Source organism: Klebsiella sp. CN_Kp091 (assembly GCF_040065095.1).
GTDB lineage: Bacteria > Pseudomonadota > Gammaproteobacteria > Enterobacterales > Enterobacteriaceae > Klebsiella > Klebsiella aerogenes.
Genome location: NZ_JBEAIO010000049.1, coordinates 1,016,109 through 1,032,308, shown reverse-complemented (window position 1 = coordinate 1,032,308; position 16,200 = coordinate 1,016,109). Strand labels below are relative to the sequence as shown.

Genomic DNA, 16,200 nt, shown 5'->3' with positions numbered 1-16,200 from the left:
CGACGATAATCATAATGATGGTCGTCTTTTTCATGATGCCCCCCCTGGCGCCGCATAGCCGCCAACAAAAAACCAGCCCAGAAAGACCACGGCGACGATGAAAATCACCACCGGAAAAAGAATACCCAATTTCATGCTTAGTTCCTGTCTCTTAACGTTATGTTATCAATCATACTGGAAAGTTATGCTTTCTGGTCAATATCGAAAATGGTCAGCTTGCGGCGCGAGTTTTTATCGTGATACATGGCTTCATCCGCTGCGCGCAGCGCCTGCTCAACGTCCATATTTTGCGGATCGACTTCGATCACTCCAAAGCTGGCGCCAGGGTATTCTATACCGTGTCCGGCCAGACGGTAACGCCCGGTAAGCTGCTGGCGTAGGTGGGCAATAAATGCCTCCTGCTCAGATGATTCAAGCGCCGGGCCGATGATTAAAAATTCATCGCCGCCGAGGCGGCCAACGGTATCTTCGTTACGTACGTTGGCACTTAATCGTTCACCTATCTGGATGAGAAAACTGTCGCCGCAGGGGTGGCCCAGTTTATCGTTAATCGCTTTAAAATCGTCGAGGTCGATAAAAATAAGCAGGAGCCTGCGCTGCTGGGCGCGAGCTTGAGTAAACAGCGTTTTAAGATGTTTAAACAACGCGCGGCGGTTAGCCAGACCGGTCAGCTCATCGGTATAGGAGTGCATCTCCAGCGCCGCATTCGCGCTGCGCAGCTGCTGAACCAGCGTCTCTTTCTCCACGTAATGGGAGATCAGGCTGGCGAACAGGATCATTACCTGCTCACCTTCAAGATTATAGGGCTGTTTGACGCGGCTGGTGGCGCACAACGTACCATATAACGAACCATCGGCAAGATGGACAGGAATACTAAAGAACGTGGCGATCCCGAGTTCCTGCGCGGCGGTGCAGGAGCGCCAGCGTTGGCCAACCTCGTTGCAAAATATACAGTTATCATCGATTGCGCGTTTGCAGAGCGACTCGTCCCAGGGAACGGAAAAGCCTTCCGGGATCTGCATTTCGCTGCTGTTGTGGGCATACATGACTAACTGGCGCTGCGCTTCTAAATCAATCCGTGTCAGATAGGTGGACTCCATACGAGTCACCAGCTCCAGCATTTCCAGCAGTTGTCGCACCAACGTTTCGAGCGTTCGTTCGGTAGCAAGCGTCTGTGAGACGCGGGCAAGAATGAAGTCTGACATGAATGAAACGGCCCCCGGAGGTTAGCGCAGTACTGCGAGCTGGCGCAGCGAACAGCTAATAACAAACAAATTTATAACGAATGTATCACATTTAGCAGGGGGATATCTGCTATCGCGACGGTAAAAAAAAGCCCCATCGGGGGCGATGGGGCAAAACTCATTGATTATGGAATGATCTGTTCTCTGGTCAATTCGAGAACGAGCGCTACTCTAAAGGGCAAAAGTGTAGTTAAAATGGAGAAACCGTGGAGATTCAGGGCGAAAGGTCGCTTTGAATAAAACAGGAGTAATTATGAAGTGGATAGTAATGATGTTGCCGCTGATGCTAGCGGGCTGCGCTCAGTCACAACAGCCTGATGCGCCGCCGCCGCCAAATTCGATCGGTATGGCCAATCCGGCCGCCGTCTATTGCGACCAGAAGGGCGGTAAGCAGGTTCCGGTCCAGACGCCTCAGGGCGTACGCACCGACTGTAAACTTCCCAGTGGCGAAACGCTTGATGAATGGGAACTGTGGCGGCGCGATCATCCGGCGAAGAAATAATTCGCCGCCGCTAAATTAAGCTCTTCAGCCACTCCGCCAGCACCAGCGCATGATTTTGTTGCGTATCTTTTGCCGCATAGAGCAGGGTTAATGGCTGCTGGTTGGCCAATTTGGCGAGCCGTAGACCTTCATCGCGATGGGTTTCCAGTTCTTCGCGGTACTGCTGGCGGAAGTGAGAGAAGTCAATCGCTTCTCCGTGCAGAGCCTTGCGTAAATCGCTGGAAGGCGTCAGGCTTTTACACCATTCGTCATAATGCAAATCCTCTTTTTTTATCCCCCGTGGCCACAGGCGATCGACCAGCACGCGGTAACCGTCGCTGGCCTCTGTAGGGTCATAAACGCGTTTACATTGAATCATCATTATTCTCCCGTCGTTATGTCATTCTGGCGGCAAGCCCGTGCAGCGCGCCGCTAAATAACCATTGTGTTCCGCGAATGATATCGCTAATCTGAGGTTCCTTGTGTTGCCCGATAATCCTCAGACATAAGGATCCTGCTATGAACACCCCTTTGCGCATTGCCCTTGTTGGCGATTACAACCCTGACGTGATTGCCCATAAGGCTATTCCGCTGGCTATTGATGATGCTGCCGCGGTCCTGGAACAACCGGTGAGCTATGACTGGTTAGCCACCAGCGAGATTGTCAGCGCAGACCAGCTCACCGATTATGACGCCATCTGGGTGGTTCCCGCCAGCCCGTATAAAAACGCCGATGGCGCATTCATCGCCATTCGCTATGCCCGCGAAAATAGCATTCCGTTCCTCGGCACCTGTGGCGGTTTCCAGCACGCGATTATCGAATATGCCCGTAATGTTATGGGATGGCAGGATGCGGCGCACGCCGAAACCGATAGCGAAGGGCGAATGGTCATTGCGCCATTAAGCTGTTCGCTGGTGGAAAAATCAGATGCTATCGAACTGCGCGCGAACACGCTGATCGCCCGCGCTTATGGCCGGGACAGTATTGAAGAGGGATATCATTGTAACTACGGTATTGCCGAAAGCTTTGCCCATGAACTGGAGCAGGGCGCGCTGCGGGTAACCGGGTGGGATGAGAACGGCGAGATCCGCGCCGTGGAGTTAACCACCCATCCGTTCTTCGTCGCCACGCTGTTCCAGCACGAGCGCAACGCGCTGGAAGGGCGTCCGGCGCCGCTGGTACAGGCTTTCCTGCACGCGGCCCGGCAATAAAAAATCGGCAGCCCTGGCTGCCGACTCTTGTGATTAATGAATTTCCCGCGCCCTGCCGGCAAGGGCGCCGAACAGCGCCATGACCACTGCGATGAGTGCGACGATGATTAACGGTATATGCCAGTCGCCGTAAGCATCATGGATTTTACCGATGAGCGGCGGTCCGCAGGCGGCCAGCAGATAACCAATAGTCTGCGCCATGCCGGAAAGCGCCGCGGCCTGATGCGCTGAGCTGGCGCGTAGACCAATAAACGTCAGGCCAAGGATCATGGTGGCGCCGGATCCGAAGCCAAAAATCAATGTCCAGATCACCGCCTGACCGGGCAGTAACCACAATCCCAGCGTGCTTACCACGCACATTAAGGCTACCAGAACGGCGATGCCGCGCTGATCTTTTAGCCTGTGGAGTACCAGCGGGATGGCCAGGCCCGGCGCGGCGGTTGCCAGCTGCAGCAGGCCATGTAGCGAGCCAGCCTGCGCTTCGCTATAGCCCATACTCTGCAGGATTGCGGGCAGCCAACCAACGATAACGTAATAGACCAGTGAATTAATCCCAAGGAACAGCGTGACCTGCCAGGCCAGCGCCGAACGCCAGATCCCCCGATTGTGCGCAGCGCCCGATCCGGTCATCGGCGTGGAAGCCTGACGACGGGCCTGCGGCAGCCAGAGTAATAGCGCCAGCAGTGGGAAAACCATCAGTAGCAGCAGCGCGCCGCGCCAGCCAAACCCCGCCAGCGCCAGCGGCACCACCATCGCGGAACCTGCCGCCGCCGCCGCGCCCATGGTAATGGAGTAGGCGCCGGTCATCCGGGCGACATGGCCGGAAAAATCACGCTTAATTAACCCTGGCAACAGCACGTTACCCAGCGCGATGCCGCAGCCAATGAGCGCTGTACCGATATATAGCCAGGCTGCTGAGGGGAGGGAACGTAATCCGATCCCGAGGCAAATAATCACCATCGCCAGCAGCAGGCTACGCTCAATGCCGAAACGGCGGGCGACGCCGGCCGCCAGCGGAGAGACCAGCCCGAAGGCCAGCAGCGGCAGGGTCGTGAGCAGCCCGGTTTGCGCCGTCGTCAGTTGGTATTCAGCGCGTATCGCATCCAGCAGTGGGGCGATACCGGTGAAAGTTACCCGTAGCGTGGCGGCGATAAATAAAATTCCGACAATCAGCAGCAGTTTGTTGCCGTTGGCAGAGGAAGAAACAGGACTCATAACATTCTCAGACTAATAAACAGGGTCGTAACAATAGCCTGTTTAACGGCTGTTTGAATCAAGCTAAAATGACAGATTATCGCTAATATCGGACAATTTGATGATTGGACTGGGTTTAGACGGCTATGAACCAGATAGCGGCCATGAAGCGGCGCTGGCGTTTCGCATTCAGGTGGTGGACGACGAGCAGTTTATTCCGCGTCATCAGCACCGCAAAGGTCAGCTGATCCTCGCGTTGCACGGCGCTTTAACCTGCGAAGTGGATAACGCCATGTGGATGGTGCCGCCGCTGTATGCGGTGTGGGTACCGGGTCAACTCCCGCACAGCAATCGCGCAACGCCAGGAGCGCAGGTGTGCTTTTTGTTCATTGAGCCGGGGGCGGCGCCGATGCCTGAGCATTGCTGCACGTTAAAAATCTCACCGCTGGTGCGAGAGTTGATTATGACCCTTGCCGAACGCGGCAGGGAGGCGCTTGACACGTCGCCTACGCAGCGCCTGGTGCAGGTATTATTTGATGAGCTACCGCAACAACCGCAGGAACATCTGCAGCTGCCGGTTTCAGGACATCCGAAGATCCGCCGGATGGCCGACACCATGGCCCGCGATCCGGCGCACTGGCAGACGCTCTCGCAGTGGGCGGCGGCGTTCGCCATGAGCGAACGCAATCTGGCACGGCTGGTGGTGCGGGAGACCGGGCTTAGCTTTCGCCGCTGGCGGCACCAGCTGCAGCTGATCCTGGCGCTGCAGATGCTGGTGCGCGGACAGACGGTACAGCAAACCGCCCAGACGCTCGGTTATGATTCAACAACCGCCTTTATCACCATGTTTAAAAAAGGATTAGGGCAAACGCCTGGCCGCTACCACGCCAGTTTATCTAAGCCTTTCCGATAAAAAGCGAAATAATGCCGGCGGCGATAAGCGGCCCGACCGGGACACCGCGAAACAGCGCAACGCCCAGTACGGTACCCACCAGCAGCCCGGCGACCAGCTGAGGCTGCGAACCCATTAGCGCGACGCCACGTCCGCCGAGCCACGAGACGAACACGCCCACGGCAATCGCCAGCAGTGACTTCCAGTTCACAAAAGAGTGGATCAGCGTTGAGGGCGGTAGCGTTCCGCTGGCGATGGGAGCCATCACGCCGATGGTCAAAATGATGATACCGATGGTCAGCCCCTGCTTTTCAATCCAGGGAAAGAAAACATTAAGCGGCGTCACCCGCACGATGATGAGCACCAGTATTGAGATAGCGACCGTGGTGTTATGACTGATAAAGCCGAGCGCCGCCAGCCCCAGCAAGATAAACAGGGTTGTATCGAACATTCCAGAGGTCCTTGCCAAAATAAAAAAGAAACCTGCTTACTCTACGCATAATCGCGTGAATAAACAGGCTTTTAATTTATTTACTGCAAATCAGTCTACCAGCGCCGCCCGCGAATCTTGTCGCACACTGGCGATGTGCTAAATGACGCGACGGAACGCTGCCAGCTCAGGGCGGGCGATACGCAGATAGTCGTCGGTATTCATAATGATCGATTTTTCCAGCAGGCCGGCATTAAAGGCTATCTCGGTAAAACGTTCGAACAGCATCGGGTCGGCGACCAGTTTTAGCTTAGGGTGAAAGCTAAAGGGCGGAATGGCGCCAAATACGCAGGCGGTAAGAGCATCGACCTCCGCCGGGCTGGCGAGCGACGCTTTACTGCCGCCAATATGCTGCGCCAGACGGGATAAATCGGCCTGCTGATCGGCGGCAAGGATAGCCAGTACGTGCTGGTTTATCCCATTACCTTTCACTGTACAGACCAGCGCTTTGGCGCCCTGTCCCAACGCGGTACCGCGGATTGCTGATACGGCTTCACATTTGCCAACGGCTTCATGTTCCATGACCCGATAGCGAGCCTGCTGCTCATCAAGGAGGCGGCATAACCGCTGGTGTATGTCGGCTGTCTCTGGCGATTGCATATTGCGATGGTTCCTCTGCTGAAAAGGGCAAGCTTAACTCCGCGCGGCGGCAATGAAAACTTATCAGCGAATGCCGGGGATTTTTTTCTGCTTTTTGTTTATATACAGGCGCGCATCGGCTGCTTTCATTGCTTCACCGAGTGAGTGTTCTGGCGCGAGATGTTCCGCTCCCCAGGAGAAATCGACGCGCTGTTGATGGTCATGAATCGCCAGATATTGCCGGATCCTCGCCGGGATATTTTCCGCTTCATCTTCCGGATAATCGATCAGAATTAGAAAGAACTCATCGCCTCCTAAGCGCACGCCATAATCGCTGCTGCGAATAGAAGCGGAAATAGCCTGCGCCAGAAGAATAATCGCTTCGTCGCCGGCGTTATGCCCCCAGGTATCGTTGATCTTTTTCAGTCCATCGCAGTCAAGGGCCATTGTAACGACGTTAACCCCTTGCGCGGTAAGTCGTTGCAGGCGTGATTCCAGCATCGGGGTAAGGATCTTACGATTATAAAGGCCGGTCATGGTATCGCTGATATTCTCTTTCGACACCGAGTTGTAGTGGCGGAAATGAACCCGCACCAGGTGCAGTAACGCGGCGGTTGAGAGTAAATAAAACAGGAAGAGTTTCCACGAGCTGAGCAGAAAATACATAATATCAAGAGATAAGGTTATCCGTAAGTTTTCTGCTACCTGATGGGTGTAATGGGCGTAATTCAACAGATGTGTTTTACTATTATGTACCTCAATGAGCGCGCCGGTATCGGAGTCCTTCAAGGTAATATCCAGATAGCGCCACACCAAAGGTCGGTCGCTGGTGTATAACAAGGCCTCAATCTCTTGCGCGGTCACATCGACCATCACTACGCCTTTGAGTTTATCCTTGAAATACACTGGCGTTAAAAACGATAAAATATTCTTTCCCGTCATCGCATCAACATACACGGTCGAGATGAGCGAACGACCCTGTTCTAAACCATCAAGGCTGGCCTGGCTAATACCCAGTTTACTGTCCTGAAGAAAATTCCAGTTCTGTATCGGATTGCTTTTAATTCTGACGGGCGCATAAAAGTAGATGTATTTATTTACCAGATCTATGTAATAGCGAAAGCGTTTTTCTGATTTGAGCGTCGCAGGAACCTCTGGCTGCCAGCTATCATTTCTGGCAACCGCGCGATCGAATGCCTGGAGCGCAGGAATATCGCCACGCCATTTGCCGCAGTCGGCATGTGCGGCGCTTAGGGTGCCATGCAATTGGGGATAGGTATAGCCGGCGATATTCAAACCACTGACATCCCCGTTGTGTTGTACGCTATTACAGACCTGTTCTAACTCTGTTTGGTTTGGGGGAGTATCCAGCTTGCGCAGAAACTGAGAGATGATGAGTTGATTCTGATACTTATCATAGAGAAAGGTCGATTCTCCTTTTTCTATGATGTATCGCATATAGCCTGACATATCGCGATGGGTAGCGATTAATTCGTATACGAGAAATGAAGACGTCAACACCACGACGCCTGCGGAAATAACATGTCGCAGTAATTTATTCTGTAATTTCATGATGTTTGCATTCGTCCTACTCGTTTAGCTGATTTTATCATAGTGGATAAACTGGCTACCAGAGCGTGGGTGAACGAACGGCTGGTCAGAAAACTATGCTGACAGATAGTTCAGGAGTGGAGAATAGGGCAAGGCAGGCTGGACTAAAAAGCGGCACTCTTCATGACGCGTGTCTGAAGAGTGCGCAGGACTGGCCTAAGGCCACTCATGAGGCGGCGGAAGCAAACATTTTGCCACTTCCGGCGAGCTGTGACATGACAGGCTGATAAACATCGATAGATTCGATATTGTCAAAAGTCACCATGTCGGATTTACAAAAAATGCATTTCGCGCCGAAGGGATTTTTTTCGCTCACATCAAAATGTGAGGTTCTGTACTGTGACCCATGGCAGCACGGGCATCGGAAATGAATATTGTTAATCATAATTTTATCCTTTTATATTATTATGTTTTTTTACATTTTGTCACTCATCCACAGATTATAAATACGTAAAGTTTCTGGTGAGCTGAGCTTCAAAACGGAAATATCTTTAATGTTACTACTAAAAATAGCATGTCTGACAAATTATGTTATCAATTTATGCCATTTTGTGGTGATTTGAATGAGATGCTTCTTATTTATCTACTCAGGTCAAAGCCGTCATCGTTATCGTAAATCAGAAGTTCGCATCAAATTTAGCCGGCGTTTAACCGTCTTACTAAGCCATTACTCTTATTAGTCATCTTCTATCCAGTTTTTTAATGTATCAAAGCATACAGGATTTGATTTGCAGAAGAATCTTAATACTATTGGAGAGACTCAGGAAAGGTGGTATCAGCGATAGCGCCTGGAGGTGTGAGTAACTGCTTGGGTAATATCTTTCTGTCTTTCAAATCGACGTAGCCATTAACGCATAGTAGAAAAAATAGTGCAACATTTATTTTAGCCATCCAGAGGCCCAATGCGTAAAGGATTAATTCGGTAATTATCTAAATGTAAATGAGCGGAGCCTGAACCTGGCTATTTATGTGTTTGTGGTACAGAAAAATCAGCCAGAATGGGTATTTATCTGGCTGATTGATGAGGCTAAGTATTGCTGGTGGTGCCTTGTTTATGGAACAGTTCGCGGAACACCGGGTAAATATCTTCCTGATCGCGAATATGCTGCATAGCAAAATTCTCAAATGTTGCCTGCAGATGTTCATACTCGCGCCACAGAGTCTGGTGGGCGCGGCGGGTGATTTCGATATAGCTGTAGTAACGAACCACCGGCAGTATTTTCTTCGCCAGCAGTTCATGACACAGCGGCGAGTCGTCTGCCCAGTTATCGCCATCCGACGCCTGCGCGGCGTAAATATTCCACTGCGCCGGGTCATAGCGGGCTTTAACAACCTCATCCATCAACTTCAGGGCGCTTGAAACAATCGTGCCGCCGGTCTCCTGGGAATAGAAAAACTCATGTTCATCCACCTCTTTCGCCTGGGTGTGGTGGCGGATATAGACCACTTCAACGTTTTTATAGGTCCGGCTGAGGAACAAATACAGCAGAATGTAAAAACGTTTCGCCATGTCTTTTGTGGACTGGTCCATTGAACCAGAAACATCCATCAGGCAGAACATCACCGCCTGGCTTGAAGGCTCCGGTCGTTTCTCATAGTTTTTATAGCGTAAATCAAACGTGTCGATAAACGGCACGCGCTCAATTTTAGCCCGCAGTTCCGCAATCTCTTTACGTAGCCGCTCCTCTTCCAGCAGCTGCGCTGGTTCGCTTTTGGCAATGGTATCGAGACAGTCTTCCAATGCCCGCAGTTCGCGCCGCTTACCGGCGGTCATCGCGGTTCGCCGCGCCAGCGAATTCTGTAATGAACGCACCACGCTGATATTGGCCGGCACGCCGTTGGCGGTAAAACCCGCACGATGGGTTTTGAACTCGTTCAACTGGCGTTGCTGGTTTTTCTTCAGGTTGGGAAGGGCCAGATCTTCAAACAGCAGGTCAAGATATTCATCTTTGGAAATCTGAAAGACGAATTCATCCTGGCCCTCGCCATCGGCGCTGGCTTGCCCCTGACCACCGCCGCCTCCACCGCCGCCGCCCTGTGGGCGTTCAATGCGGTCGTTCTGCACAAAGTGATCGTTGCCGGGATGGACGCGATTACGTAGCCCGCCGCGCCCCTGATGAAACATTGGCTCGTTAATATCGTCCGTCGGAATGGAGACGGATTCACCGCTGTCGATATCGGTCACCGAACGTTTATTGATGGCTTCGGAGATCGACTGCTTTATCTGCGCCTTGTAACGGCGCAGAAAGCGCTGACGATTGACAGCGCTTTTGTTCTTCCCGTTCAGGCGTCGGTCTATGAACCAGGTCATATGCCCTCCTGTACTGCATTTGCCAACTGTACCCTGATGTTGCTTAGGGTATATGTCTTTCGTTATACGAGCAGTGGTGCAGAAACCCGGCAGCCGCGGCTACCGGGTTTGTCGCTATCAGGACGATTTACGTACCCGCAGGTACCATTCGCACAGCAGGCGCACCTGTTTACGGGTATAGCCTTTTTCCATCATGCGATCGACAAAGTCATCGTGTTTTTTCTGCTCGTCGGTAGACGTTTTGGCATTGAACGAAATGACCGGCAACAGCTCCTCGGTATTGGAGAACATTTTCTTCTCAATAACCGTGCGCAGTTTCTCATAGCTGGTCCAGTTCGGATTACGTCCGCTGTTATTCGCTCTGGCGCGCAGCACGAAGTTGACGATTTCGTTACGGAAATCTTTCGGGTTGCTGATCCCGGCGGGTTTCTCGATTTTCTCCAGTTCCGAATTCAGCGACTCACGGTCGAACAGTTGCCCGGTATCCGGATCGCGGTACTCCTGATCCTGAATCCAGAAATCCGCATAAGTGACATATCTGTCAAAAATGTTCTGTCCATATTCGGAATAAGACTCAAGATAAGCAGTCTGGATCTCTTTACCGATAAACTCGGCGTATTTCGGGATCAGATAGCCTTTGAGGAATTCCAGATAACGTTCGGCCTGCTCCTGCGGGAACTGTTCGCGTTCGATTTGCTGTTCCAGTACGTAGAACAGATGGACCGGGTTAGCCGCCACTTCGGCATGATCGAAGTTAAACACCCTTGAGAGAATTTTAAAGGCAAAACGGGTAGAGAGACCGTTCATCCCTTCGTCAACGCCGGCGTAATCACGATACTCCTGGTAGGATTTCGCTTTCGGATCGGTATCTTTCAAGCTTTCGCCGTCATAGACGCGCATCTTCGAGTAGATGCTCGAGTTTTCCGGCTCTTTCAGGCGCGACAGGATTGAGAAGCGCGACAGCGTTTCGAGCGTTCCAGGGGCGCATGGCGCATGGGTCAGCTCACTGTTATTCAACAATTTTTCATAAATACGGATCTCTTCCGAGATGCGCAAGCAATAAGGCACTTTGACGATATAGACACGGTCAAGGAACGCCTCGTTGTTTTTGTTATTACGGAAGGTCACCCACTCGGATTCGTTGGAGTGCGCGAGGATAATACCGTTGAACGGCAGGGCGGAGATACCCTCGGTTCCGTTATAGTTGCCTTCCTGGGTCGCCGTCAGCAGGGGGTGCAATACTTTAATCGGCGCTTTAAACATCTCGACGAATTCCATGATCCCCTGGTTGGCGCGGCACAGCGCGCCGGAGTAACCATAGGCATCCGGATCGTTTTGCGCATAGTGTTCCAGTTTACGGATATCCACTTTCCCCACCAGCGCCGAAATGTCCTGGTTATTTTCATCACCGGGTTCCGTTTTGGCGATGGCAATCTGTTCGAGGATTGACGGCCACACTTTCACGACGCGGAATTTAGTGATATCACCGCCGAACTCGTGCAGGCGTTTAGCCGCCCACGGCGACATTATTGTGCCGAGATAACGGTTAGGAATGCCGTATTCTTTATTGAGGATCTGCGCGTCCTCCTGCGGGTTAAACAGGCACAGCGGATGATCGTTGACCGGGCTGCGTTCGCCGTTGGCGCTCAGCACGTAGATTGGCACTCGCTGCATCAGCGATTTCAGACGTTCCGCCAGCGAGGATTTACCGCCGCCGACCGGCCCCAGCAAATACAGAATCTGTTTTTTCTCTTCCAGACCCTGCGCAGCATGTTTCAGATAGGAAACAATCTGCTCGATGGCATCTTCCATACCATAGAACTCTTCAAACGCCGGATAGCGTGCGACAACCCGGTTTGAAAAGAGGCGGGACAGCCGCGGCTCCAGGGCCGTATCGACCATGACTGGTTCACCAATGGCCGTCAATAGCCGCTCTGCCGCGTTGGCATAAGCACTGCGATCTTGCCGGCAGATGGTAAGAAACTCCTGCAGTGTGAACTCTTCGTCCTTGGCAGCTTCATAGCGCTGGCGATAGTGATCGAATATATTCATGGCATGCCGTCCTTTCGTTTTTTAGCACAGGTTGAGAGCCGTTCATATGAATAGTAGGGGCCCCCGGAAGGAGCAGGCTGAACGACATCCTTTACTTATCAGCAACCCTCGTGCCAGGTTACAGAAGCGATTTGGATAACGTGCTCTGCGACTACACCTTCTAAATTTAAGCGTAGATGCATTTAGAAAACTTGCATGCCGCTAAAACTCAATTTCAATGACATATCAATAACTCATCCGGAAACCAGGCAATTTTTCGCATATCTTGCCAAAGCCTTTCATTAATCTGTCATGAAGTCGCAAAAGGGCGGTCATTAAGCAGTGGGAAATTGTTCGGTTTAGTGTAAGAGCAAGTAAAGCATTTGAGGCATGACCTCTACGACGTTAAACTGCACGCGCTAATTATTTGACAACAGGAATATGGATCGTGACTAAAATCAAACTTCTGGCACTGGGTGTGTTCATCGCGACGTCAGCTAGCGCAGTGCACGCTGACGGGAAGTTAACGCTGGGGGCCGGCGTGGGCGTCGTCGAGCATCCTTATAAACAATATGATGCAGATGTTTACCCAGTACCTGTCATTAGTTATGAAAGTGAAAACTTCTGGTTCCACGGTTTGGGTGGTGGCTACTACCTGTGGAATGATACCAACGACAAACTGTCCGTGACCGCTTACTGGTCGCCAATGTATTTCAAGCCGGGCGACAGCGACAATTCGCAGATGCGCAAGCTGGATCGCCGCAAATCCACCATGATGGCGGGTTTAAGCTACGTTCATAACACTCAGTACGGATTCCTGCGTACGACGCTGGCCGGCGATACGCTGGACAACAGCAACGGCATCACCTGGGATTTGGCATGGCTGTATCGTTATACCAACGGCAACCTGACCCTGACGCCGGGTATTGGCGTGGAGTGGAACAGCGACAATCAAAACGAATACTACTACGGCGTCTCGAAGCATGAGTCGAATCGTAGCGGCATGCGCAGCTACGATCCTGACAGCAGCTGGAACCCGTATCTGGAGCTGGCGGCGAACTATCGTTTCCTCGGCGACTGGAGCGTTTACGGTATTGCCCGTTACACTCGTCTGTCTGACGAAATCACCGATAGCCCGATGGTGGACAAATCCTGGAGCGGCCTGATTTCGACGGGGATCACCTACTCCTTCTGATAGTGCACTTCCACAGACTTTTTTATGCATCAAAACAGGGCGTTATGCCCTGTTTTGCTATACGGTGGTGCGGAAGTGGCGACCTCCCACGACAATTCGCGATTATGCCGGGTGGCGGCTACGCCTTACCCAGCCTACGGGTCGAGCCCACTGTCGCCTGGAAAACACGGTGTTAAGTAGGCCGGATAAGCGAAGCGCCATCCGCTCACGCCAGACGCTTGTCGGTCTTAACGCTTCACAACGCGAATGGTCTGCGCCAGGCGAGTGGGTTTCTCTTCGCTGGCTTTCTGCGGCGCGGTAACGCAGCAGGTTTCCACGCACACGAAAGTTTTGTAGCCGTCATCCGGCATATCACCCATGCTGACGGAAAGCGCCGGGCCCGGGTTCCAGGCAACGACGTTACCGTGATGGCGATGGATCACGTCGATGTTGCGCTTCAGCACGTCATCATGAATCACGCTGCACGCTTCGGCATTCAGATAAACGCGGTCGGTGCGGTCCGGGAAGGTCTGGATGCCGTCTTTCAGCACGCCTTCTTCGGCATTCAGCACTTTATCAACATAGCGGTCGCCAAGGCCGCTAACTTTCACCGCCGCGATATCGCCAACGTTGAAGTAGGTGTGCAGGGCGGATGTGGTTTCAAACTCGCCGTGGGCTTCCAGTTCGATCTCGCAGGTCTTACCCAGCTTGAAGCGCGCATACAGCGTAAAGTCGTGCGGCCAGTATTTGCGGGTTTCGTCACTGCTCTGCAGTTCGAAGGTCAGCATCACGCCGTTTTCATCTTCGTCCTGGCATTTTAGCGCCCACGGCAGGTTGCGTGCGAAACCGTGCGACGGTAGCCCCTGCTGCGCTGACGGGCCGAACCATGGCCAGCAGATTGGTACGCCGCCGCGCAGGGCGACGCCGTTTTTAAATGGGGTATTGTTGCTTAACCACAAAACTTCTTCTTCACCGGCCGGCTGCCAGGAGAGCAGGTGAGCGCCCTGTAGGGCGACGGAAGCTTTTACCTGCGGGTGGTCAACGACGATAAGTTCAAGATCGTCCAGCTTACGGCGGGAGAATGCAGGAGAAAGTTGTTCAATCACCGGGAGAGCAAAAATTTTATTAATCATTACGCCATCCTCTTTCAGGCAAAAAAAAGAGCGACCGAAGCCGCTCTTATTGATTACTTATTCATCTCAACTTATTTGGAGATGTGAGCAATCAGGTCCAGAACTTTGTTGGAGTAACCAGTTTCGTTGTCGTACCAGGAAACCAGTTTCACGAAGTTGTCGTTCAGTGCGATACCAGCTTTAGCATCGAACACGGAAGTGCAAACTTCGCCGTTGAAATCGGTAGATACAACGTCGTCTTCGGTGTAACCCAGAACGCCTTTCATTGCGCCTTCAGAAGCCGCTTTGATTGCTTTCTTGATTTCTTCGTAGGACGCTGCTTTTTCCAGACGAACGGTCAGGTCAACAACGGATACGTTCGGAGTCGGAACGCGGAACGCCATACCGGTCAGTTTGCCGTTCAGTTCTGGCAGTACTTTACCTACCGCTTTAGCAGCGCCGGTAGAGGACGGGATGATGTTCTGAGCTGCGCCGCGGCCGCCGCGCCAGTCTTTGTGAGACGGGCCATCAACGGTTTTCTGAGTGGCGGTAGTCGCGTGAACGGTAGTCATCAGGCCTTCAACGATACCGAAGTTGTCGTTGATGACTTTAGCCAGCGGAGCCAGGCAGTTGGTGGTGCAGGATGCGTTAGAAACGATGTCCTGGCCTGCGTAAGTGTCGAAGTTAGCGCCGCGAACGAACATCGGAGTGTTGTCTTTGGACGGGCCAGTCAGAACGACTTTTTTCGCGCCAGCGGTGATGTGTTTACGAGCGGTTTCGTCGGTCAGGAAGATACCGGTTGCTTCAGCAACAACGTCAACACCAACTTCGTCCCATTTCAGGTTAGCCGGGTCACGTTCAGCGGTAACACGGATTTTTTTACCGTTAACGACCAGATGACCGTCTTTCACTTCAACGGTGCCGTCGAAACGACCGTGAGTGGAGTCATACTTCAGCATGTAAGCCATGTACTCTGCGTCTAACAGGTCGTTGATTGCAACGATCTCGATGTCAGAACGTTTCTGAGCAGCACGGAAAACAATGCGACCGATACGGCCAAAACCGTTGATACCTACTTTGATAGTCATATATTCCACCAGCTATTTGTTAGTGAATAAAAGGTTGCCTGTAAAATTACAAAAACCTTACGCAGCGTCAAGCGGAATCGTGTCAATCATTGCGACAAATCAATCCTGAGCAGACCTTTGCGCGATTGATTTGCCTCACTCTCCCTTTGAGCCCAATTCCATATGGGGACTGCGTCCGGAATTTTAAAGGTCATATAAGATAAAAATGTGATTAGCATCACAATTATCTGGCTGCCTGATGGCATCGGATAAGTTTAGAACAAAAGTACAGGTTTCATTGTTAATGTTTTGTTAGAATCGACGGGTAAAGTTGCCCTTTCAAAGCGAGAAGTAATCACATGGCTAATAAACCATCTCCTGACGAGCTCAAACAAGAATTGAGCGAGATGCAGTTTTATGTGACGCAGAATCACGGTACCGAACCGCCGTTTACCGGACGGCTGCTACATAATAAAAAAGACGGCATCTACCACTGCCTGGTCTGCGATGCGCCGCTGTTTCACTCACAATCCAAGTATGACTCCGGCTGTGGCTGGCCGAGCTTCTATGAGCCGGTGAGCGACGACGCGATTCGTTATCTCAATGATTACTCGCACGGGATGCAGCGTACGGAAATTCGCTGCGGCAATTGCGATGCGCACCTGGGGCATGTCTTCCCGGATGGCCCGCAGCCGACCGGCGAGCGTTTTTGCGTCAATTCGGCCTCTTTAAGCTTCACCGATGACCAAAACGGCGAACGAACTAAAGGCTAAGAAACGATTCAGCAAATTATTCCAAGACG

Annotated in this window: 17 protein-coding genes; 5 read left to right on the top strand and 12 right to left on the bottom strand. The window is 52.2% G+C overall.

Annotated features, from left to right (window positions below; translation table 11 throughout):
• Positions 1 to 30: 30 nt before the first annotated feature.
• A complete protein-coding gene (locus ABLV17_RS25545; RefSeq protein WP_045374857.1) occupies positions 31 to 135 on the bottom strand; it encodes a YoaK family small membrane protein in 105 nt (34 codons plus the stop codon).
• A gap of 47 nt (positions 136 to 182) precedes the next feature.
• On the bottom strand, positions 183 to 1,205 hold the full coding sequence (locus ABLV17_RS25540; RefSeq protein WP_271032357.1) for a sensor domain-containing diguanylate cyclase: 1,023 nt from the start codon (positions 1,203 to 1,205) through the stop codon (positions 183 to 185).
• 292 nt (positions 1,206 to 1,497) lie between these two features.
• Here ABLV17_RS25540 and ABLV17_RS25535 point away from each other — a divergent pair, with 292 nt between their 5' ends.
• On the top strand, positions 1,498 to 1,746 hold the full coding sequence (locus ABLV17_RS25535) for a DUF333 domain-containing protein (protein WP_015366135.1): 249 nt from the start codon (positions 1,498 to 1,500) through the stop codon (positions 1,744 to 1,746).
• Between the two features lie 10 nt (positions 1,747 to 1,756).
• Here ABLV17_RS25535 and ABLV17_RS25530 read toward each other — a convergent pair whose 3' ends face one another.
• On the bottom strand, positions 1,757 to 2,104 hold the full coding sequence (locus tag ABLV17_RS25530; RefSeq protein ID WP_087859627.1) for a DUF488 domain-containing protein: 348 nt from the start codon (positions 2,102 to 2,104) through the stop codon (positions 1,757 to 1,759).
• A 140-nt stretch (positions 2,105 to 2,244) separates the two neighbouring features.
• On the opposite strand from ABLV17_RS25530, the gene ABLV17_RS25525 reads away from it, so the two are divergent.
• Entirely contained in the window at positions 2,245 to 2,937 is a 693-nt protein-coding gene (locus tag ABLV17_RS25525; RefSeq protein ID WP_113373626.1) for a CTP synthase, read from the top strand.
• Between the two features lie 33 nt (positions 2,938 to 2,970).
• Here ABLV17_RS25525 and ABLV17_RS25520 read toward each other — a convergent pair whose 3' ends face one another.
• Entirely contained in the window at positions 2,971 to 4,152 is a 1,182-nt protein-coding gene (locus tag ABLV17_RS25520) for a CynX/NimT family MFS transporter (RefSeq protein ID WP_087859318.1), read from the bottom strand.
• A 97-nt stretch (positions 4,153 to 4,249) separates the two neighbouring features.
• Between ABLV17_RS25520 and ABLV17_RS25515 the strand changes: the two genes are divergently transcribed.
• Positions 4,250 to 5,044, top strand: coding sequence for a helix-turn-helix transcriptional regulator (locus ABLV17_RS25515; RefSeq protein WP_162750167.1), 795 nt, complete (start codon positions 4,250 to 4,252; stop codon positions 5,042 to 5,044).
• On the opposite strand, the gene ABLV17_RS25510 is transcribed toward ABLV17_RS25515, so the two are convergent.
• From ABLV17_RS25510 to yeaG, 6 genes are all read right to left on the bottom strand, one after another.
• Positions 5,028 to 5,474: a DUF441 domain-containing protein gene (locus tag ABLV17_RS25510; RefSeq protein WP_045393296.1), complete on the bottom strand. Its 447-nt coding sequence runs from the start codon at positions 5,472 to 5,474 to the stop codon at positions 5,028 to 5,030. The genes ABLV17_RS25515 and ABLV17_RS25510 overlap by 17 nt on opposite strands.
• 138 nt (positions 5,475 to 5,612) lie before the next feature.
• A complete protein-coding gene (locus tag ABLV17_RS25505; RefSeq protein WP_308958960.1) occupies positions 5,613 to 6,113 on the bottom strand; it encodes a YbaK/prolyl-tRNA synthetase associated domain-containing protein in 501 nt (166 codons plus the stop codon).
• 63 nt (positions 6,114 to 6,176) lie between these two features.
• The gene (gene dgcJ / locus ABLV17_RS25500; RefSeq protein WP_271032359.1) at positions 6,177 to 7,664 is read right to left on the bottom strand and encodes a diguanylate cyclase DgcJ; all 1,488 of its coding nucleotides are present in this window, start codon (positions 7,662 to 7,664) and stop codon (positions 6,177 to 6,179) included.
• Positions 7,665 to 7,869: 205 nt separating this feature from the next.
• Positions 7,870 to 8,088 carry a cold-shock protein gene (locus ABLV17_RS25495; RefSeq protein ID WP_087859322.1) on the bottom strand — a complete coding sequence of 73 codons (219 nt, stop codon included), beginning with the start codon at positions 8,086 to 8,088 and terminating at the stop codon, positions 7,870 to 7,872.
• Between the two features lie 642 nt (positions 8,089 to 8,730).
• Entirely contained in the window at positions 8,731 to 10,014 is a 1,284-nt protein-coding gene (locus tag ABLV17_RS25490; protein ID WP_087859323.1) for a YeaH/YhbH family protein, read from the bottom strand.
• Positions 10,015 to 10,131: 117 nt separating this feature from the next.
• Positions 10,132 to 12,066: a protein kinase YeaG gene (gene yeaG / locus ABLV17_RS25485; RefSeq protein WP_015366145.1), complete on the bottom strand. Its 1,935-nt coding sequence runs from the start codon at positions 12,064 to 12,066 to the stop codon at positions 10,132 to 10,134.
• A 427-nt stretch (positions 12,067 to 12,493) separates the two neighbouring features.
• Between yeaG and ABLV17_RS25480 the strand changes: the two genes are divergently transcribed.
• A complete protein-coding gene (locus ABLV17_RS25480) occupies positions 12,494 to 13,240 on the top strand; it encodes a MipA/OmpV family protein (protein WP_087859324.1) in 747 nt (248 codons plus the stop codon).
• 227 nt (positions 13,241 to 13,467) lie between these two features.
• On the opposite strand, the gene ABLV17_RS25475 is transcribed toward ABLV17_RS25480, so the two are convergent.
• Positions 13,468 to 14,352 (bottom strand): D-hexose-6-phosphate mutarotase, encoded by an 885-nt coding sequence (locus tag ABLV17_RS25475; RefSeq protein WP_087859325.1) that lies wholly within the window; start codon positions 14,350 to 14,352, stop codon positions 13,468 to 13,470.
• Between the two features lie 71 nt (positions 14,353 to 14,423).
• Entirely contained in the window at positions 14,424 to 15,419 is a 996-nt protein-coding gene (gene gapA, locus ABLV17_RS25470) for a glyceraldehyde-3-phosphate dehydrogenase (protein ID WP_004203784.1), read from the bottom strand.
• Between the two features lie 338 nt (positions 15,420 to 15,757).
• Between gapA and msrB the strand changes: the two genes are divergently transcribed.
• A complete protein-coding gene (gene msrB, locus ABLV17_RS25465; protein ID WP_045393286.1) occupies positions 15,758 to 16,171 on the top strand; it encodes a peptide-methionine (R)-S-oxide reductase MsrB in 414 nt (137 codons plus the stop codon).
• Positions 16,172 to 16,200 lie beyond the last annotated feature (29 nt).